Origin of the sequence: Brucella pseudogrignonensis (assembly GCF_031454375.1) — a bacterium.
GTDB classification, from domain to species: Bacteria; Pseudomonadota; Alphaproteobacteria; order Rhizobiales; family Rhizobiaceae; genus Brucella; species Brucella pseudogrignonensis_A.
This window is the reverse complement of record NZ_JAVDQT010000001.1, coordinates 344523-364866: the sequence shown is the minus strand read 5'-3', so window position 1 is coordinate 364866 and position 20344 is coordinate 344523. Positions and strand designations below refer to the sequence as shown.

The following is a 20344-nucleotide window of genomic DNA, read 5'->3' as shown; positions in this document are numbered from 1 at the left end:
GGCAATGCCCGGCTTCTGATTTTATGCAGCTTCCGATTTGGAATGGGTGCGGATCAAGCGACCAAGCCGCATGATACCTTCATCAATCATTTCATCATTGGCGCATGAATAGCTGAGACGCAGCGTGTTAGCGCCTGTGCCATCGGCAAAAAACGCCTTGCCCGGGACGAATGCAACCTTCTCGCTTTCGATAGAAGCGGCAAGAAGTGCCGCGCCATCCATGCCCTTTGGCAGTGTAACCCAGATGAACATGCCGCCTTCAGGTTTGGTCCAGTCTGTACCTTCCGGCATATACTTGGCCAACGCTTCCAGCATCTTGTCACGACGGTGCTTATAAACACCATGCAGCTTGGCAACCTGTTTATCAAAACCGGTCGAGGCAACACGATGAATGGCGATCTGGTTGATGGTCGAAGAATGAAGATCAGCAGCCTGCTTCATCAGAACGAGCTTGCGGATAACCGACTGCGAAGCAACGACATAGCCAACACGCAAACCGGGCGCGAGTGTTTTCGAGAACGATCCGCAATAGATCGTGCGGGTTTTTTCGATGTCACCGCCGTTACGCGCTATATCAAGCGACAAGATCGGCGCAATGGCTTCGCCATTATAACGCAGATACTGATAGGCAGCATCTTCGATGATCGGAATATCAAGCTCATCCGCATCGGCCATAAGCTTCTTACGGCCTGCGAGATCAACGGTTTCGCCGGTTGGATTGCTGAAATCTGCCGAGAGATACGCAAACTTGACCTGACCGCCAGCATCTCCCGCATGCTGCTTATAAGAAGCCGGCGTGCGGTTTCCATTGAGCGAGAGAATGTCATAGGTCGGCTCATAGGCATTGAATGCCTGCAACGCGCCAAGATAGGTCGGCGCCGTCACAAGTGCCGTATCATTGGGCGAAATGAAAAGCTTACCGAGATAATCGAGCGCCTGCTGCGAGCCGGAGGTAATGAAGACATTATCTTCGGTGCATGGAATGCCGATCTTAGCGAGCTCGCTTACCAGCCATGTGCGCAGCGGCTTATAGCCTTCGGATACCGAATATTGCAAAGCTGCATTGGCTTCAGGACCACCAAAAATATCCTGATAAGCGCTCTGAAATTCAGCATGTGGGAACAATGCCGGATCCGGAATACCACCAGCAAAGGAAATAATATCCGGACGCTCCAGCAATTTCAGAAGTTCACGGATTTCGGAAGCGCGCATACGCTTCGAACGCGTTGCAAATACAGTTTCCCAGTCCAGCACCGGAAATCTCCTCAATACGATGGAGGCAAAGCCTCCTCAAACTCGCCAGATAAAGTTCTAGCGATAGCGCAATTTTTTGCTAACGAGAACACTTTCTTCCATGCTCAGACGGAATAAAGATATTCTGAATTGTTTTGGCTGAACAAAGCACAAAACATAAATTCAAACAGCGTTTGGCGATCTTTTCGTGCGCTACGTTTCACACGACTAAAGCCTTATGCATGAAAGGGGCGTAAGAAACGCCCCTCTTTTTCTCTGATGGTAGAGCACTGCAAAATCTGATGAAATTCTGACTCTGGCCGAGGCATCGGCCCAAAAATCGTTTTCGATTTTTGGATAGATCGATGCGTCTATCTGAAAATTAGAGCGACCTTTGTGCGCCCTATCGGGCCCACGGCGCTCTACCCGAAAATGGTGTTTTGTGAGAACCGGAGCGGAGCGTACATAAAGTACGTGAGCACCGGAAGTGAAACAAAATGCCATTTGCAGACGGCCAGAGTCTGAATACCGCAGATTTTTAGTTGCGTGCCTTGTCGACGAGCTTGTTCGCTGCGATCCATGGCATCATGCCGCGGAGCTTTTCGCCAACTTCTTCGATCTGGTGGCTGTCGTTGTTGCGACGGATACCCTTGAAGCGCGCTGCGCCTGCACGATATTCCTGCATCCAATCGGAAGTGAACTTGCCGGTCTGAATGTCCTTCAGAACGCGCTTCATTTCTTCCTTGGTTTCTGCAGTGATGATGCGTGGACCAGTGACGTATTCGCCCCACTCAGCAGTGTTGGAGATCGAGTAGTTCATGTTGGCAATGCCGCCTTCGTAGATCAGATCTACGATGAGCTTCATTTCGTGCAAGCACTCGAAGTAAGCCATTTCTGGTGCGTAACCAGCTTCGACCAGAACTTCAAAACCTGTACGGATGAGTTCAACAACGCCGCCGCAAAGAACAGCCTGTTCGCCGAACAGATCGGTTTCGCACTCTTCCTTAAAGGTGGTTTCGATAACGCCCGAACGGCCGCCACCAACGCCCGAAGCGTAGGATAGAGCGAGGTCATGTGCGTTGCCTGAAGCATCCTGATGGATAGCGATAAGGCAAGGAACGCCGCCGCCCTTCTGGTATTCGCCGCGAACCGTGTGGCCTGGGCCCTTTGGTGCGATCATGACAACGTCAACGGTCTTCTTTGGCTCAATAAGGCCGAAGTGAACATTGAGGCCGTGTGCGAAAGCAATCGCTGCGCCGTCACGGATGTTGTCCTGAATGTGATCCTTGTAGATGTCAGCCTGAAGTTCATCAGGGGTTGCCATCATCAACAGGTCAGCCCACTTGGATGCATCAGCAACATTCATCACTTCGAAGCCGTCAGCTTCTGCCTTCTTTGCAGTTGCCGAACCTTCACGAAGAGCGATGCGCACATTGGCAGCGCCGGAGTCCTTGAGGTTCAGCGCATGAGCGCGACCCTGGCTGCCGTAGCCGACGATAACGACCTTCTTCGACTTGATCAGGTTAACGTCTGCATCACGATCGTAATAAACGCGCATTTCGATATTCCCTTCATTCAGATTATTCTGCGGCATCCTCGTATCCGCAGAAAACTAAGCTCCGTATAGAGCGAAAAACTGCTTTGTAGCGCGCCGGGCGTCCCGGATTACCACTTCGTCAGTCAATTCCAACCGGTCACCGAGCAGCAACCGGATCTGCATATCCCGGACGACAAGCCCGAAAAACGCACGAAAAGCTTCATCAATATCGTCGAAAGCCAGAAGCTTTGCTTCCTGTCCCATTTCAAGGATCGGCTTAAGACGCTTGGCCATGGCAACCGGACCATTTGAGAGAACGATGTCACCCAATGCGGACTTACCAGAGGCAGAGTGGCTGACGGCCAGACGGTTCAACGCAACGGATGTGCGTCCCGACAAAACCAGCAACCAGTCACGAGCAAAATGTTCAAGGCTGGAGAAAAGCGATTCAGCATCCAGCTTCTCGCGTGCCACAGGCACAACGCGAACCTTCGATGCCTGCCAGCGGACCATCGCAGTCAGCAAACCATCGCGATCACCAAACCATTTATAGAGGCTTTCTTTGGAGCAATTGGCAGCGCGCGCAATGCTTGCCGTTGTCAAAGCGCGGTCCCCGCCTTCAACAAGAAGGCGCAACGCCTGCTCCAGAACTTCGTTCTGACGCGGCGAGAAAGACGGCTGCTTCTGAGCCTGCAATTCTTCGCTTTTATCAGTCACCGGTTGATCCCTCCAACTTGTACCGTACGGTACGGTTCCGTTTATTAGTCTGAGATATGGCCACCGTCAAGCAGGATTTTTTAAAGCGAATGCAGATTTTAGAATTGTGATCCGAACACTGTGTCTGACAACAAAAAGAAGCTAGCGAATTCAAAAAGAAAGGGCGCCTTCTGGAATCAATTCCTGAGAAGACGCCCTTAGAGATTTTATCGCTGAAACCTCAGATATTCACCTGTGTTCCAATTTCTACAACACGGCCCGTTGGAATCTGGAAATATTCCGTCGCATCCGATGCCGTGCGCGCGAGCAAGATAAACAGCTTATCCTGCCAGAGCGGCATGCCGGAATGCGCTGACGCTTTCAGCCAGCGGCGCGACAAGAAGAACGACGTCGTCATGATATCAAACTTCCAGCCAAGCCTGCGGCAAAGCCCCAAGGCTCGCGGGATATTCGGCTGCTGCATGTAGCCAAACGTCAACGTCACCTGCATGAAACGCTCATTATATTGCGAGACACGCACACGGTCTGCACTCGAAACCCAAGGCTTAGATGCGGTTACTACAGTCAAAATCACATTGTTATGATGGAGCACTTTGTAATGTTTGAGACTGTGCATCAGCGCAGTTGGAGCACTCTTGGGATCGCCTGTCAGGAACACAGCTGTGCCGGGCACAATCGTGGGCGGACGCTTGTTCATCTGCTCTACGATGAGATCAAGCGGTACTTCCGCCTTACGCGTTTTCTGGAACAAATGACGCGTACCGCGCACCCACGTCCACATGATGACCACGAGAATGGCAGCAAACAGGATCGACGCCCAACCACCATCATGCACTTTGATGATGTTCGCACTGAAAAACAGCAAGTCGATGATCAGAAACCCAACAATAATTGGTAGTGCGCGGCTGACACGCCAGTTCCAGATGCGCGTCATGACGAAATAAAGAAGCCCGGTCGTCACCAGCATATTGCCCGTCACGGCGATACCGTAAGCGGAAGCAAGATTGTTCGACTTCTCGAAGCCAAGCACCAGTATGATGACAGTCAGACCAAGCAGGAGATTGACGCGCGGAATATAGATCTGCCCATGCAGCTTTTCCGACGTATGCTGTATCTCCAGACGCGGCAGAATATTAAGCTGCACCGCCTGACGCGCCACTGAAAACGCACCACTGATAACCGCCTGACTGGCAATCACTGTTGCAGCAGTCGCCAACAACACCATCGGCCAGAGTGCAAATTCCGGCATCATCTCGAAGAATGGCAATGCAGCCGCCTCGCCATGCGAAAGCACGAATGCCGCCTGCCCGAAATAGTTGAGCAACAGGCATGGGAACACGATCCAAAGCCAAGCGCGAACAATCGGCTTGCGGCCAAAATGACCAAGATCAGCATAGAGTGCCTCAGCACCTGTCATCGCAAGGAACACTGCGCCGACGGTGATGAATGCCACACCCGGGCTAACCACGAGGAAACGCAGCGCATAATATGGATTGAGTGCCGCCATAACGGTCGGGTCATCAAAGATGTGCCAGAGCCCCGAAGCGCCGAGCGCCAGAAACCACACAGCCATAATCGGCCCAAAAACAATCGCGACCTTGCCCGTTCCATATTTCTGAATCGAAAACAGAACGACAAGGATAACCACCGTAATGGGCACCACAAAGGGCGTCATGTGGGGCGCAACGATCTGCACACCCTCCACGGCTGAAAGCACAGAGATCGCTGGCGTGATCACCGCGTCACCAAAAAACAACGCCGCACCACAGATGCCCGCTGCCAGAATGACATCGGGCCGCCCTTTCAAGGCAGCCCGTACCAAAGCCATCAGAGAGAGAATACCGCCTTCGCCATTATTGTCGGCGCGGAGCACGAAGATCACATATTTGATGGTCACAACGAGCAGAAGCGCCCAGAAGATCAACGAAACGACGCCAAGAATATCGCTTCGTGAAAGGAAGCCATCCGATGTCGCGGCGTGCAACGCTTCGCGAAACGCATAGATCGGACTGGTTCCAATATCGCCATAAACAACGCCCAATGCCCCAAGCACAAGCATTTTCATACTGTCTTGCGAGTGATCGTTCTCTTCGGAAACTGTACCGTTTTCAGGAATAACGCCAACAGGCAGCGTGTTTTGAGAACCGGCCTGCGCTTCATCGGCAACTGGCTGGTTCTTATCGGTATTCTCGCTGCTCATATGCAGACACCTCACAAGGCCGTAATTTGTAAACCTGCAGGAAAAAAGAAAAAGAGGAAAATCTTCGTCAGAAAAAACTCTGGCCAGACGTAAAAGTTCCTCGTTCAGTCCGCTAACAACTCAACAGTTCGACGAAAACAAACTTCGGATAACTTAAGCAATCGCCGGGGTACAAATCTTGGACTGCGGAAAACTTCATTTATGCTTCCCTTAATTGATCCTGCATGCCCCCAGCACATAAACATCAGGCGCGCGGTCTATAACTTGTTACGTCCGCGCACAAATGCAGATTTCGCACAGCTTGTTTAGCAGCCATGCGTTTTACGCACCACCTATCCCGCCAGCGCTGCAATATAGCGACTGACCGTAACCGGCATACCATACATCAAAGCATCTGCCGTCAGGCCATGACCGATAGAAACTTCGCTCAACTGCGGTACACGTTTGACCAGTGCAGGCAGATTTTCAACTGTCAAATCGTGCCCGGCATTGATTGCGAGCCCCAGCTTCGTGGCAGCATCAGCTGCCTTACCGATACGGACAAGCTCCCGCGTTGCAGCCGAGGAATCGTCATAGGTCGCGCCATAAGGGCCAGTGTAAAGCTCGATACGATCAGCACCAATCGCTTTAGCCTTATCATAGCCAAGTGGATCAGGGTCAGCAAACAGCGACACACGCATACCGTTTGCCTTGAGGCGCTGAACAATTGGAGCCAAGAAATCAGATTTGGTTTCAAAATCCCAACCATGATCGGACGTAGCCTGCATCGGATCATCAGGAACCAGCGTCACTTGTTCCGGCTGGTGTCTATCAACCAGATCAAGAAATGCCTCTGTCGGAAAGCCTTCAATGTTGAACTCAGCCTGCGGATACTCATCATCAATGAGCGCACGAATGTCACCCAGATCGGAAAAACGAATATGGCGCTGATCGGGACGTGGGTGCACCGTCAGACCGGCGGCACCGGCTGCAAGCGCTGCTCGCCCAAGGCCTGTAACGCTTGGCCATGGCAAATCGCGGCGATTGCGCAACATCGCTATAGCATTGAGATTGACGGACAATTTTGCAGGCATAGAGCATAGCTCCCACAGATAAGGATATGGCTTTATATCCCGCGCTGGTAAAAAATGTCAGTGCTTTCCGGTCGCACCCCACAATGAATCGTCAAGAAATACATTACTCAAATTTTATCTGTCTGAACGCAACTTTTGCCCCATCAAAAACGTTAAGGCCAACAAAATACATGACGTTTTCAAAAAGCACTGTTCTACAAATGGAGGTCCTTATGCGTAATGAAGACATTCCAGTCGTCCGTCGCATTCAAACCAATCGTGAAGATGTGTTTGCCTTTGCAATCGAAGGACATCTTGATGACGCAGCCCTCGAAAATCTCTATGGCTTGCTCGACGCGGCCTATGAAGGGCACGAAGAAATCGATCTTCTCATTCGTCTGACCGGATATGAAGGTGTCGATTGGGGCTCTGCTTTTTCTGAAAGCATGCTGTCGATGCGAGCCAAGTCGCTCCGTCACCTGCGTCGCTATGCGATTGTTGGCGGACCTTTATGGATACAAGCCAGCGTAACGCTGATGCAGCCATTCCTCTCCATCGAAATGAAAACTTTTGAAGCGGAAGATGAACCAAAAGCATGGGCATGGCTAAACGCCGAACCCGCTGACCAGTAACTATTTGACGATTGTAAGCTGCTCTGCCGCGCGGGTTATAGCTGTGTAAAGCCAGCGCTCACGCGTGTCACGAAACGCATAGCTCTCGTCAAACAAGACGACGTTGTCCCACTGTGAACCCTGCGCCTTATGCACCGTTAGGGCATAGCCATAATCGAAATCATCGAAGCGCTTCTTCGTCTGCCATGGAATTTCAGCATCCGGGTCTTCAAACTGGGCTTTTAGCAGCTTGATCTTGGCAACGCCGCGATCTTCATCTTCTGGCGAAACAAGCAGATTAATACCCGGCTTCACAGTTTCCTTAGAAGATGTCATGACTTTCCAAAGTGAACCATTCAGCAGGCCCTTGGCCGGATCATTACGCAGGCAAACAAGCTTATCACCTGCCTGCGGATATTCAGCGCTAAAGCCTTTCAGCTCGCGCAGTCGCTGATTATAGCGCTTGCGTGTGCGGTTGGTCCCCACAAGCACCTGATCGGCGGAAAGAACCAGATCCTGATTGACCTCAGATTTGGAAATAATCTTTGCCCGACCTTCATCGCAATAGTTGAGCTCTCGGCCTTCACGCACATCGAGCGCCATACGAATAATCGGGTTGTCGCGTGCCTGACGATGAATTTCGGTGAGCAGATAGTCCGGCTCATGTTCAGTAAAGAATCCACCACCCGAAATGGGCGGCAACTGCCCCGGATCACCCAGCACGAGAATAGGCGTGCCAAAGGTCATCAGATCGCGGCCAAGCTGCTCATCGACCATCGAACATTCGTCCACAACGATGAGGGCTGCCTTAGCTACCGGGCTTTGACGATTGAGCGAAAACGTCGGCGCAATCGATGTCTTGCCAGTCGTTTCGTCTTCAACGGCTTCTTCACCACGCGGACGATAAATCAGCGAATGCAGCGTGCGGGCATTATTTGCACCCTTGGAGCGCAGAACCTGCGCCGCCTTACCGGTAAATGCTGCAAACTGCACTTCACCATCAACATGCTCGGCAAAATAGCGCGCAAGTGTGGTTTTACCTGTTCCGGCATAACCAAACAGCCTGAAGATAGGCGAACGCCCTTCCTTCAGCCATTTCCCAACGGCTTTTAAAGCCTGATCCTGTTCTGGTGAAAACTGCATCCCCTGTTCAGACAGGATTCGGCATTCAAAAACAAGATCAAACCGTGATCAGATGTTTTAGCTAAAGCATGTCGCGGAAAAGTGGGAACCGGTTTACCGATAACGACATGCATAAGAATAAGGAGTTAGAGCGAGCGCTGTGGGTACGAATAAGCGCGTCACGCTCTAACGAGCGCCGCAAATCTCTCGAGATCAACATTGCCACCGCTGACGATCACGCCAACACGTTTGCCTTTAAGTTGAGGTGCCATTTGCATAGCCCCAGCGAAGCCAAGGCAACCCGTCGGTTCGACCACCATCTTCATGCGACTGGCAAAGAATTTCATACCTTGCACCAGTTCATCATCGCTAACTGCCAAAATATCCCGAACAGTTTTCTGAATGACCGCAAAAGTCATATCGCCGAGCGCCTGCGTCTGCGCGCCATCGGCCAAGGTTTTTGGCACATCAATATGCACGATTTGGCCAGAGCGAAACGACTGCTGGCCATCATTGCCGGCTTCTGGCTCAACACCATAAACATCGCATGAGGGCGCAAGCGCTTTCGCAGCCAATGCTGATCCTGCCAGCAGGCCACCACCTCCGAGACAGACGAACAATGCATCCAGTGGCCCAACCTCTTCGATCAGCTCCTTGGTTGCTGTGCCTTGCCCTGCAATAATATCAGGATGATTGAATGGCGGAATGAGCGTTAGACCGCCCTCGTCCGCAAGCTTCTTAGAAAGCGCGTCACGATCTTCGGTATAGCGATTGTAAGTGACGACCTTTGCACCGTAGCCGCGTGTGGCGTCTAGTTTTGCAGCCGGTGCGTCTTCAGGCATGATAATCGTTGCACTAATACCAAGAAGCTTTGCCGAAAGGGCAATCGCCTGCGCATGATTACCAGACGAAAACGCAAGCACACCGCGCTTCTTCTGCTCATCCGTAAAGCGCGCCAAAGCATTGTAAGCACCACGAAACTTGAACGCCCCAATGCGCTGAAAATTCTCGCATTTGAAAAAGAACTCTGCACCCGTTTGGGCGTCAATGGTCGATGACGTGAAGACTGGCGTTCTATGCGCATGGCCTTCAATCAATCGAGCAGCAGATACCACATCATCATAAGTCGGAAGCACAGACATCATTCACCTTTTGAGCAATCGGCAGCTTCGGATGAGAAGAAGTTAGCCCAATAAAAAACCGGCACAATCAAAACATTGTGCCGGTTTCAAAGGATATTGTATCGGTGCTGAGTAAGCTTAGAGACCTTGCGGACCCCGGTTCATTGCAGCCACACCAGTGCGGCAAATCTCCACCAAACCAAGCGGCTTCATCAGCGAAATGAACTGATCGATCTTAGCGGTCTTGCCGGTAATCTCGACGATGAAATGCTCGGTCGTTGCATCAACGATCTTTGCATTGAAAGCATCGGTCAGACGCAGAGTTTCGGCACGCGCCTCGCCCTTGCCTGCAACCTTGATCAGCGCCAATTCACGCTCAATCGGGCGCTCATGGCCGAGTTCAACAGCGCGATGGGTCATATCTACCACGCGATGCACCGGAACAATACGTTCCAGCTGATGGCGGATTTGATCAAGCACATTGGGCGTGCCGCGCGTTACAATCGTAATGCGCGACAGGTGCTGCTCATGCTCGGTTTCAGAAACCGTCAGGCTTTCAATATTGTAGCCTCGACCTGAAAACAGGCCGATGACGCGGGCTAGAACACCCGGCTCGTTATCAACGAGAACCGAAAGCGTATGTGTTTCTGGTGTCTGGGTATCCGCTGCAATGAAATATGCCGAGCCGGATGCTAGATTTTGTGCATTCATGTTCTTTACTCCAGATCAGACTAGGGAACGGCCCTTGGCGTCAATAGCATTGGCAACAGCTTCGTCAGTCGCTTCATCTGGCAACAGCATTTCATTATGCGCCTTGCCAGACGGGATCATCGGGAAGCAGTTGGCCAGATTTGCAACGCGGCAATCGAAGATAACCGGCTTTTTGATTTCAATCATTTCCATGATTGCATCATCAAGCAAAGCTGGCTTGTCACAACGAATGCCATGGGCACCGTAAGCTTCTGCAAGCTTCACGAAATCAGGCATTGCTTCGGTATAAGAATGCGACAAGCGGTTGCCATGCAGCAGCTGCTGCCACTGACGAACCATGCCCATATATTGATTGTTCAGAATGAAAATCTTGATTGGCGCATTGTACTGAATGGCCGCCGACATTTCCTGAATACACATCTGGATTGATGCATCGCCAGCAATATCAATAACCAGCGCATCTGGATGCGCGATCTGAACGCCGAGAGCCGCAGGCAAGCCATACCCCATGGTACCGAGACCACCCGATGTCATCCAGCGGTTCGGCGCTTCAAAATCCATGAACTGCGCTGCCCACATCTGATGCTGACCAACTTCGGTCGTGATATAGGTATCACGATCTTTCGTCAGTTCGTTCAAACGCTGCAAGGCATATTGCGGCATGATGACGTCTTTGTTTGGTGTGTAAGCCAATGACTTGCGCGCACGCCAGCGATTGATCTGCTCCCACCATGCGCCAATCGCGTTTGCATCCGGCTTTTTAGAAGCCGCACGGAACTGGCGAACAATGTCTTCCAGAACATGCGCAACGTCACCAATGATCGGAACATCAACGCGGACATTTTTGTTGATCGAGGATGGATCAATATCGATATGGATTTTGCGCGAATGCGGTGCAAACGCATTGAGACGGCCAGTGATACGATCGTCAAAACGTGCACCAACGCACAGCATGACATCGCAATCATGCATAGTCATATTGGCTTCGTATGTACCGTGCATGCCAAGCATACCGAGCCAGTTCTTACCCGACGCAGGATAAGCACCCAGGCCCATCAGTGTCGATGTGATCGGGAAATTGCTGATCTCAACCAGTTCGCGCAGCAGTTTGGTGGCTGCTGGACCGGAATTGATAACGCCGCCACCCGAATAAATGACTGGCTTCTTGGCGCTCAACAGCAATTCAACCGCCTGAGCAATTGCAGTCTTGTCGCCTTCAATAGTCGGGCGATAGCTTGTGCGCGGCGATGTCTGCGGTGGCGTATAAATGCCGGTCGCAAACTGAATGTCCTTCGGAATATCAACGAGAACCGGACCCGGACGACCGGTTGAGGCGATATGGAACGCTTCGTGGAGAACGCGCGACAGGTCATTTACATCGCGAACCAGCCAGTTGTGCTTGGTGCATGGGCGCGTAATGCCAACGGTATCCGCCTCCTGAAAACCGTCAGAACCAATCAGCGATGTTGGAACCTGACCGGAAATGCAAACCAGCGGGATTGAGTCCATCAAAGCGTCCTGCAAAGGCGTAACCGCATTGGTCGCACCCGGACCAGACGTCACCAGCATAACGCCAACCTTGCCGGTTGCACGTGCATAGCCTTCAGCGGCATGGCCAGCGCCCTGCTCGTGGCGAACGAGAATATGTTCAACCTTGTCCTGCTGGAAAAGTTCGTCATAGATCGGCAGCACGGCACCGCCCGGATAGCCGAAAAGATGCTCCACGCCATGATCGATCATAGCCTGAACCACCATTTCCGCGCCGGTCATTTCGCGTTGTCCTGCGGAGATCGTTGCCGCCTCGCTTTTTGCTGCCGTCATCGTCGTCACTTCCCGTCTGCTTTACATATTCAATTTCGTTGGTGTTTAGATAACAAAAAAGGCCCCCGAGGGAGCCTGTCTTTCGCGCATGGGAGCTTTCGCCGGATGGTTACACCATCCTGCCCATGCGCGTACGTACCACAAGAATAAGAGCTGTTCTGTTCATGGCGGCGAGACTAATCAGCGAAAATCGCGCCGTCAACGCGAAAATGCATAAAACGTGATATTTTCTTATATAAAAAGAGCATTCTTGATAAGATTATTGCCTTAGCAGTGCTTCTTGCCCCGAAATATATCTTTTCCAGCTATCATCGAGCTGATTTCTGAACCAAGTCGATTGCCGTTTGGCATATTGGCGGGTCGCGATAACCGAAAGCTCAATGGCTTCTTCCCGAGACATCTCACCGGCAAAAAAAGCCGAAATCTCGCGCACACCGATAGCTTTTAAAGCTGGCAATGCCGGATCAAGTTCCAACGCCATTAATGCACGCACCTCTTCAAGTGCACCATGATCCCACATCAGATTGAACCGCTGTGCAATCCGCTCGCCCAACCATTGACGATCTGGCAACAAAATGATCTTGCGCGCACTCGTATCGTCGACAAGCGCCGTTCCTGTGTTTTTCTGCCAGTGCAGCAGCGACTTTCCGGTTCCTTCAAACACTTCAAGTGCACGCACAATACGCTGACTGTCGGTCGGCCTTAACGTGGCAGCGATTTCCGGGTCGCGTTCCGCGAGCATCATATGAAGCCTTTCCGCTCCATCCTCGCTCATTTTGTTGCGCCAATACTCACGCACATCGGCAGGCACCTCCGGCATCTGCGAAAGCCCGCCAAGCAAAGCACGGAAATAGAGCCCCGTCCCCCCAACAAAGATTGGCGTGCGGCCTTTAAGGTCGCTGCGCGACAACAGCGCCTCAACGTCAGAAAACCATTTGCCGGTTGAATAGGAAACAGATGGAGCAACATGCCCATAAAGATAATGTTCAGCTTCACGCAACTCATCGGGCTGCGGACGTGCACTCAACAGATCAAGTACATCATAAACCTGCATGGAATCGGTGTTTACAATGAAGCCGCCGGTCTTCTTTGCCAGATGAAGGGCAAGAGCCGACTTGCCGCTGGCCGTCGGGCCAGCTATCAGGATTGCATCCTTCGCCGCTTCACTCATCGCAGGAAATGCTCCTCATGTCCCGATCCGCTTCTCTTATTGCTACACTGATTGCCAATCCAGCCAAAGCACAGCTTATTCCTTCGCTGGGGATTAAAGCCTCGGCAGCAGTGAATGCAACCGGACTTTACTGGCTGGCAGATGGCATTGCTTGCGACATACCACTTCCATCAACCATCACCTCAGACGAGGCTGAGCAAACTCTGCGAGCCGCCCTTGATGGCGCGCCAGTTGATGTCGTGGTGCAGGAACAGGACAGCCGACGCAAGAAAATTCTGATTGCCGACATGGATTCCACCATGATCCAGCAAGAATGCATCGATGAACTGGCTGAAGAAGCAGGTCTGCGTGAACAGGTCTCGCTCATCACTGCACGCGCCATGAACGGCGAAATCGAGTTCGAACCCGCTCTGCGTGAACGCGTAGCACTTCTCAAGGGTCTGCCGCTTTCGGTTATCGACAAGGTTATCTCTACCCGTATTTCGCTGATGCCCGGCGGTGTCGAACTGGTTCGCACCATGCGCAAGCACGGCGCATATACAGCGCTCGTATCCGGCGGCTTCACCTCATTCACAAAGCGCGTTGCAGAAATGATTGGCTTCAATGAAGATCGCGCTAACACGCTTTTACATGATGGCGCGCATCTAAGCGGCACCGTTTCCGACCCGATCCTCGGTCGCGAAGCCAAGGTCGAAAAGCTCGTTGAAATCGCAGAGCGTCTTGGCCTCACACCACAGGACGCAATCGCCGTGGGTGACGGCGCAAACGATCTTGGCATGATTCAGCTTGCCGGAACCGGCGTCGCGCTACATGCAAAACCGGCGGTCGCGGCACAGGCCAAAGTGCGTATCGATCATGGCGATCTGACCGCCCTTCTTTATATTCAAGGCTATCGTAAATCGGATTTTGTCGAATGATTATTCTGGAAACGCCTCGCCTCGTTATTCGCAACTGGGAAAACCGGGATCGCGAATTGCTTCACGAAATTAACTCAGATGCTGAGGTAATGCGTTTCTTCCCATCTCGGCTTTCTCGCACAGAATCAGACGCATTGTTTGAGCGTCTGCAAAAAATGATCACAGAAACAGGGTATGGCTTTTACGCTATTGAGGAAAAACAAAGCGGACAATCAATCGGCTTTGCTGGCCTCGCCCTCACAGATCTCGAACCGTGCCTCCCTGACGGCACGGTGGAAATCGGCTGGCGACTTACACCACCCTTCTGGGGAAAAGGCTACATGACCGAGGCAGGAAAAGCACTGCTGGCTTACGCCTTCGATAAGCTTGAACTTCCTGAAGTTGTCTCATTTGCTGTCTTCAATAACGACCGTTCGACATCGGTTATGCAACGCATCGGAATGGTGCGGGATGAAGCCCGCGACTTCGACCACCCCAAGGTGCCCGACGACATGCCCCACCTCAAACGTCACGTCGTTTATTCCGCAGCAAACCCATCGAAAAACTGAATCACATTCCGAACCTATTCCGGCAAGGGATTCTAAACACAAACAAAAAAGGCGTCGCAACAGTTGCGACGCCTTTTGCATTTCCAGTTTACGAAAAAGCTAGTCGATACGGATCGTCACGAACCGCAACTCGCCAGAGCGCGAAGCCAGCATCAGAAGCGCGTTCTTGCGACCCTCGCGGCGCAGTGCATCAATGCGCTTCTTAACATCGGCTGGCGTCTTAACCGTAACCTGACCAATATCCACGATTACATCGCCCGTTTCGATACGCTTTTCAGCGGAAGCAGAACCCGGCACAACATGAAGAACTGCAACGCCCTCGACATCTTCGGCAATGCCAAATTCGCCGCGCACATCTTCATTGAGTTCCGATAGCTTCATGCCCAGCACCGTTGCGGCTGCCTGCTCCTTATGCTCTTTTTTCTTGGTATCAGGTTTTGGGGCATCCGGAAGCTCCTGTCCCTCCTCACCTTCTTCCATATCTGGCGGAGGAGCCTGATCTTCAACGGCTTCGTCTGTGCTTTTATCGTCTTCGATCAAACGGCCGAGCTTAACCTTGACGGACTGCTCCTTGCCATCGCGCACGACAACAACTTCAACCTCATCGCCCACGGCGCTCTCGGCCACAAGACGCGGCAGATCACGCGCACGTTCGACAGGTTTTCCGTCATAGCGGATAACAACATCGCCCGCCTTGATCGCTTTATTATCAACGCCTGAGTTCTCTATGAGACCGGCGATAAGCGCGCCCTTAGCATCTTTCAGGCCAAGGCTCTGCGCAATATCATCGGTAACAGGCTGAATGCGAACACCAAGCCAGCCACGACGCACTTCGCCAAATTCCTTGAGCTGATCGATAACGCCAACAGCCATTTCCGCGGGGATGGCAAAGCCAATGCCGATTGAACCACCCGACGGCGAATAAATAGCGGTATTGATGCCGATCACCTTACCGTCCATGTCGAACAGCGGACCACCGGAATTGCCACGGTTAATCGCGGCATCGGTCTGAATGAAATCATCATAAGGGCCGGACTGAATATCGCGCTTACGCGCGGAAATAATGCCCGCAGTCACCGTGCCGCCAAGGCCAAACGGATTGCCGATTGCCAGCACCCAGTCACCAATACGCGCTTTGTCGGAATTGCCGAACTCAACAGCCTTGAGCTTATGCTTGGTCGGATCAACCTTCAGCACGGCAAGATCGGTCTTGGTGTCCTTTCCGACAAGCTCCGCTTTCAGCTTGGAACCGTCGACAAAATTGACTTCAATCTCGTCGGCATCAGCGATAACGTGGTTATTGGTGACGATGAAACCCTTTTCGGCATCAATCACAAAACCAGAACCCAGCGACTGCACTTTGCGCGAATCGCCCTTTTTATCGCCGCCTTTTTCATTGAAAAAATCGTTGAAGAACTCCTGAAACGGTGAACCTTCCGGCACTTGGGGCATCGGCACGCCGCTGTCTTCTTCGCCGTCTTCTTTAACTGTCTGCGATGTCGAAATATTCACGACCGCGTCAAGCAAACCTTCAGCCAAATCGGCAACGGAGCCGGGGCCCTGCCTGATCGGAGCAGTTTGCTGAGCGAAAGAGGGAGATATGCCAATTGCAACTGTCCCTGTAAAACTCATCGCTCCGAGAGCAACGGTTGCTAAAAGGGTGCGGCCAAATCCCGCCTTGGATGCAATTGCCATGAAGCTCCGCTCCGTTTCTGTCTGCATGAAAAAGCGAAAAGATTAGATCGCTGCAAAATACGGCCTGTTTACGGCCCCGCATAGAGTGGAGAGCAGAAATATCACGGATGGAGTGGCTTATCCCCTGACAAGCCAGACAATAAAGACACCAATAGCCAAGGCGCAAAGCCCGGCAATCCTCAACATGCCTTCCGGCGCATGAGATGCGTCACGCGCCAGCTTTTTGGCAATCAAAGGAAAGCCGCCGTAGAGCAGCCCCTCGAATACGAAGAGAAGTCCTACGGCGGCTAGAAAATCGCTCATTTGCGATAATCTCTCTTACTGCGCTGGCACTGTTGCAGGCGCTGTCGCAGGCAACTGTCCACCAGCATCACGGAAGAACTTGAAGAACTCCGAATCTGGCGAAATGACCAGTGTTGTATCAGGCGTTTCAAGTGCCTTACGATAAGCTGCCATCGAACGATAGAAGGCATAGAAATCCGGGTCTTTCGATGCGGATTCAGCAAAGATCGCACTACGTTCTGCATCGCCTTCACCGCGAAGGATTTCCGAGTCCTTACGCGCTTCAGCAACAGTTTCTACAACCTGACGATCGGCAATAGCGCGAATACGCTGCGCTGCTTCACGGCCACGCGCACGCAGACGTTCTGCTTCGGCAAGACGCTCTGCCTTCATACGCTCATAGGTCTGCTGTGATACTTCAGCCGTCAAATCCGTACGACGAATACGAACGTCTTCAATGGTGATGCCAAGCGATGTCGCATCAGGGCGAAGCTGATTTGCAACTTCACGCATCATATCGCCACGTTCTTCGGAAAGAGCAGCTTCAAAGCCGCGCTGACCGTAAACACCACGCAATGCAGCATCAAGACGTGTACGCAGACGCTGTTCTGCAAGCATAACGCTACCCGATACGGTTTCACGGAACTTGCGCGGATCTGTGATGCGATAAACGAGGAATGCATCCACGTCGTAGAACTTACCACCGGAAACCTGAACGCGAATATCGTCAAGGTCAAAGCGCAGCAGACGATCATCGATCAGCTGAACCGTATCCGCGTCAAGGAAGCCGAACGGCATTTTGAAATAGATGCCCGGTTCGGTTTTCACATCAACGATCTGACCAAAGCGCAGAACGATTGCCTGCTGGCGTTCATTAACAATGAATACAGACGAATAAAGTGCGAAAGCAACGATGGCGATAATGCCAAAAATAAACGGAAGCCTGTTATTGGCCATGATTAGTTACCTCCGCTATTCGTCGTTGCATCAGCGGCACCCGGACGCGGCTGCTGGCGCATAAGTTCACTCAATGGCAGGTAAGGCACGACATCCTTACCAGCTTCCACGATAACCTTCTTGGTGCCAGCAAGCACTTCTTCCATGGTTTCGAGGAACAAGCGGTTGCGGGTTACTTCTGGTGCATTTTTGTATTGATCGACAACCGAGCTAAAGCGCTGTGCTTCACCTGTCGCATCCTGAACAACACTGTTTTTGTAAGCCGCAGCTTCTTCACGCAGCTGTGCTGCCTGACCGCGTGCCTGACCAAGACGCTGGTTAGAATACTGATTGGACTCTTCGACGAAGCGGTCTTCATCCTGTTCAGCGCGCTGCACTTCATCAAACGCATCGGCTACTTCACGCGGCGGGGATGCATCCTCGATGGAAACTGCATTCACCTGAATACCGGTATTGTAACGATCAAGCGTAGCCTGAATAATGTCACGTACACTCTGCGCAATTTCAGCACGATTATCACGGAAGACATCCTGTGCAGGACGACGACCAACGATTTCACGAATCGCACTCTCAGAAACCTGCTGCACCATGGCATCCGGATTCTCTACGTTGAAAAGATAATCACGCGGATTGGAAACGCGATAAAGAACCGAGAACTGAACATTGACGATGTTCTGATCACCAGTCAGCATCAGGCCCTGCGTCGCAGTCCGTGAACCCTGACCACCGATATTGATCTGCTTTTCGACGATCTGAGCCTTTTCAACGGTCTCAACAGGCCAGAAAAGGAAATGCAGGCCCGGCTCGGAAACTTCAGCCTTTGGCTTACCAAAAACGAGTTCAACAGCGAGTTCATCTGGCTGCACGGTGTAGACCGACTGGTAAAGCCAGAGGCCAAGCACTGCAGCACCTATGAGGAAAAATACACCGCGATTGCTGCCGCCTTTGCCGCCGCTGCCACCCGGGAAAACTTTTTTCAGACGATCCTGCCCTTTGCGAAGAATATCCTCGAGATCAGGAGGCGTGTTCTGACCGCCATTGCGTGGACCTTTCGGACCCTGACCCCAAGGGCCACCGTTACCGCCATTGCCGCCATTATTATTGTTGTCGCCGCCGCCACCCCATGGGCCACCGCCGCCGCCATTCTGATTACTCCAGGGCATCCTCACCTCTCGTCCGGGAGACGGAAAATCCTATTCAATTTCCCGTCATCAACTAATGTTACCGTTTTATAGGCATCGCGAGGGCCGCTTTCAACGTGAAGCGGCAAATTTCCTGCGTTATAATTTACATAACGTGTCGGTCGTACCGAATATAGCGTGTCGGATGACTATCTTTCTCGCCCACAGGCACATCTTCCGAGCTGATCTCTTTCCAGATTTTCGAATCGAGTGCCGGAAAAAACGTGTCACCATCAATGGTCGCGAGAACGCGCGTCAGATGCACTCGATCCACAAAAGGCAATGCTTGCGCATAAATCTTGCCGCCACCGATGATGCAGACCTCATCCACGCCAAGCTCCGTCGCAAACTTGCGCCCCAGCTCAATCGCGTCTTCGAGCGAGCTGACAATGGTCGCTCCGTCGGCTTTGAAACCTGCATCACGCGTCACAACAAGATTGGGACGGCCCGGCAGCGGGCGACCAATGGATTCCCATGTCTTGCGCCCCATTATGACGGGCTTTCCGAGCGTCAGCGCCTTAAACCGCTTGAGGTCGGTCGAAAGCTTCCACGGCATATCATTGTCGCGACCGATGACATTGTTTTCGGACGCGGCAACAACAATCGAAAGAACGGCTTTGCTTATGGTCATATCTTACACCGCAATCGGTGCTTTGATCGATGGATCGGCTTCATAGCCCACCAGCTCAAAGTCCTCGTAACGGAAAGCAAAAAGATCTTTCACATCCGGATTGATGCGCATGGTTGGCAAAGCTTTCGGCGTGCGGGTCAACTGCAAACGCGCTTGCTCAAAATGATTGGAATAAATATGTGCGTCGCCCAGCGTATGCACAAAATCACCCGGCTCAAGGCCTGCAACCTGCGCAATCATCATGGTCAGCAGCGCATAAGATGCAATATTGAACGGAACGCCTAAGAAGATATCCGCCGAGCGCTGATAGAGCTGGCAAGACAATTTGCCGTCCGAGACATAAAACTGAAACAGGCAATGGCACGGTGGTAAAGCCATTTCATCGACCAGCGCCGGATTCCATGCAGATACGATCAAACGTCGTGAGTTAGGGTTTTCGCGCAACATCTTGAGAAGATTCGCAATCTGGTCGATATGGCGACCATCAGGCGCTGGCCATGAGCGCCACTGATAACCATAGACCGGGCCAAGATCGCCATTCTCATCGGCCCATTCATCCCAGATCGAAACGCCGTTTTCCTTGAGATAAGCGATATTGGTATCGCCTTTCAGGAACCACAGAAGTTCATGGATGATTGAACGCAGATGCAGCTTCTTGGTGGTGAGAACCGGAAACCCTTCAGCCAGATTATAGCGCATCTGATAGCCGAAAACCGAACGCGTGCCTGTCCCGGTGCGGTCACCACGGTCTGAGCCATTGTCGAGCACATGCTGGAGAAGATCGAGATAGGTGCGCATAGGGGTACTTTCCGGGTCGATTCGTATTAACCCAATATA

19 protein-coding genes are annotated in these 20344 nt (G+C 52.1%); 3 read left to right on the top strand and 16 right to left on the bottom strand.

Annotated elements, in window-relative coordinates; all coding sequences use genetic code 11:
• Positions 1-21: 21 nt before the first annotated feature.
• From J2782_RS01715 to J2782_RS01695, 5 genes are all read right to left on the bottom strand, one after another.
• Positions 22-1254 carry an aminotransferase-like domain-containing protein gene (locus J2782_RS01715; RefSeq protein ID WP_310009874.1) on the bottom strand — a complete coding sequence of 411 codons (1233 nt, stop codon included), beginning with the start codon at positions 1252-1254 and terminating at the stop codon, positions 22-24.
• Positions 1255-1771: 517 nt separating this feature from the next.
• Entirely contained in the window at positions 1772-2791 is a 1020-nt protein-coding gene (ilvC, locus tag J2782_RS01710; protein WP_250038983.1) for a ketol-acid reductoisomerase, read from the bottom strand.
• Between the two features lie 54 nt (positions 2792-2845).
• Positions 2846-3487, bottom strand: a complete 642-nt coding sequence (locus J2782_RS01705) for a TetR/AcrR family transcriptional regulator (RefSeq protein ID WP_250038896.1) — start codon at positions 3485-3487, stop codon at positions 2846-2848.
• Between the two features lie 220 nt (positions 3488-3707).
• The gene (locus J2782_RS01700) at positions 3708-5552 is read right to left on the bottom strand and encodes a potassium transporter Kup (RefSeq protein WP_310011037.1); all 1845 of its coding nucleotides are present in this window, start codon (positions 5550-5552) and stop codon (positions 3708-3710) included.
• Between the two features lie 467 nt (positions 5553-6019).
• Positions 6020-6760, bottom strand: a complete 741-nt coding sequence (locus J2782_RS01695; RefSeq protein ID WP_310009873.1) for a pyridoxine 5'-phosphate synthase — start codon at positions 6758-6760, stop codon at positions 6020-6022.
• Between the two features lie 212 nt (positions 6761-6972).
• On the opposite strand from J2782_RS01695, the gene J2782_RS01690 reads away from it, so the two are divergent.
• Entirely contained in the window at positions 6973-7371 is a 399-nt protein-coding gene (locus J2782_RS01690; protein ID WP_310009872.1) for a SpoIIAA family protein, read from the top strand.
• On the opposite strand, the gene J2782_RS01685 is transcribed toward J2782_RS01690, so the two are convergent.
• The 5 genes from J2782_RS01685 to miaA all read right to left on the bottom strand — a co-directional run bounded on the left by J2782_RS01685 (position 7372) and on the right by miaA (position 13296).
• Positions 7372-8493: an ATP-dependent DNA helicase gene (locus J2782_RS01685; RefSeq protein ID WP_310009871.1), complete on the bottom strand. Its 1122-nt coding sequence runs from the start codon at positions 8491-8493 to the stop codon at positions 7372-7374.
• A 158-nt stretch (positions 8494-8651) separates the two neighbouring features.
• The gene (locus J2782_RS01680; RefSeq protein ID WP_310011036.1) at positions 8652-9614 is read right to left on the bottom strand and encodes a threo-3-hydroxy-L-aspartate ammonia-lyase; all 963 of its coding nucleotides are present in this window, start codon (positions 9612-9614) and stop codon (positions 8652-8654) included.
• Between the two features lie 117 nt (positions 9615-9731).
• Positions 9732-10304 carry an acetolactate synthase small subunit gene (gene ilvN, locus J2782_RS01675; RefSeq protein WP_007875697.1) on the bottom strand — a complete coding sequence of 191 codons (573 nt, stop codon included), beginning with the start codon at positions 10302-10304 and terminating at the stop codon, positions 9732-9734.
• Between the two features lie 15 nt (positions 10305-10319).
• Complete coding sequence (locus tag J2782_RS01670) at positions 10320-12125, bottom strand: acetolactate synthase 3 large subunit (protein ID WP_310009870.1); 1806 nt, start codon at positions 12123-12125, stop codon at positions 10320-10322.
• Between the two features lie 259 nt (positions 12126-12384).
• Positions 12385-13296, bottom strand: a complete 912-nt coding sequence (gene miaA / locus J2782_RS01665; protein WP_310009869.1) for a tRNA (adenosine(37)-N6)-dimethylallyltransferase MiaA — start codon at positions 13294-13296, stop codon at positions 12385-12387.
• A 17-nt stretch (positions 13297-13313) separates the two neighbouring features.
• Between miaA and serB the strand changes: the two genes are divergently transcribed.
• Together serB and J2782_RS01655 are read left to right on the top strand one after the other, a co-directional pair.
• Positions 13314-14213 (top strand): phosphoserine phosphatase SerB, encoded by a 900-nt coding sequence (serB, locus tag J2782_RS01660; RefSeq protein ID WP_310009868.1) that lies wholly within the window; start codon positions 13314-13316, stop codon positions 14211-14213.
• Positions 14210-14761: a GNAT family N-acetyltransferase gene (locus tag J2782_RS01655; RefSeq protein WP_310009867.1), complete on the top strand. Its 552-nt coding sequence runs from the start codon at positions 14210-14212 to the stop codon at positions 14759-14761. The genes serB and J2782_RS01655 overlap by 4 nt, the downstream gene beginning before the upstream one ends.
• 99 nt (positions 14762-14860) lie before the next feature.
• Here the strand turns inward: J2782_RS01655 and J2782_RS01650 are convergent, their stop codons facing one another.
• The 6 genes from J2782_RS01650 to J2782_RS01625 all read right to left on the bottom strand — a co-directional run bounded on the left by J2782_RS01650 (position 14861) and on the right by J2782_RS01625 (position 20305).
• Positions 14861-16456: a Do family serine endopeptidase gene (locus tag J2782_RS01650; RefSeq protein ID WP_310009866.1), complete on the bottom strand. Its 1596-nt coding sequence runs from the start codon at positions 16454-16456 to the stop codon at positions 14861-14863.
• 117 nt (positions 16457-16573) lie between these two features.
• Complete coding sequence (locus J2782_RS01645; protein WP_310009865.1) at positions 16574-16759, bottom strand: DUF2065 domain-containing protein; 186 nt, start codon at positions 16757-16759, stop codon at positions 16574-16576.
• 15 nt (positions 16760-16774) lie between these two features.
• Positions 16775-17695 carry a protease modulator HflC gene (gene hflC / locus J2782_RS01640; RefSeq protein WP_310009864.1) on the bottom strand — a complete coding sequence of 307 codons (921 nt, stop codon included), beginning with the start codon at positions 17693-17695 and terminating at the stop codon, positions 16775-16777.
• A 2-nt stretch (positions 17696-17697) separates the two neighbouring features.
• A complete protein-coding gene (gene hflK, locus J2782_RS01635) occupies positions 17698-18858 on the bottom strand; it encodes an FtsH protease activity modulator HflK (protein WP_310009863.1) in 1161 nt (386 codons plus the stop codon).
• A gap of 124 nt (positions 18859-18982) precedes the next feature.
• Complete coding sequence (locus J2782_RS01630) at positions 18983-19507, bottom strand: dihydrofolate reductase (protein ID WP_404989586.1); 525 nt, start codon at positions 19505-19507, stop codon at positions 18983-18985.
• A gap of 3 nt (positions 19508-19510) precedes the next feature.
• On the bottom strand, positions 19511-20305 hold the full coding sequence (locus tag J2782_RS01625) for a thymidylate synthase (RefSeq protein WP_250038883.1): 795 nt from the start codon (positions 20303-20305) through the stop codon (positions 19511-19513).
• Positions 20306-20344: the final 39 nt, after the last annotated feature.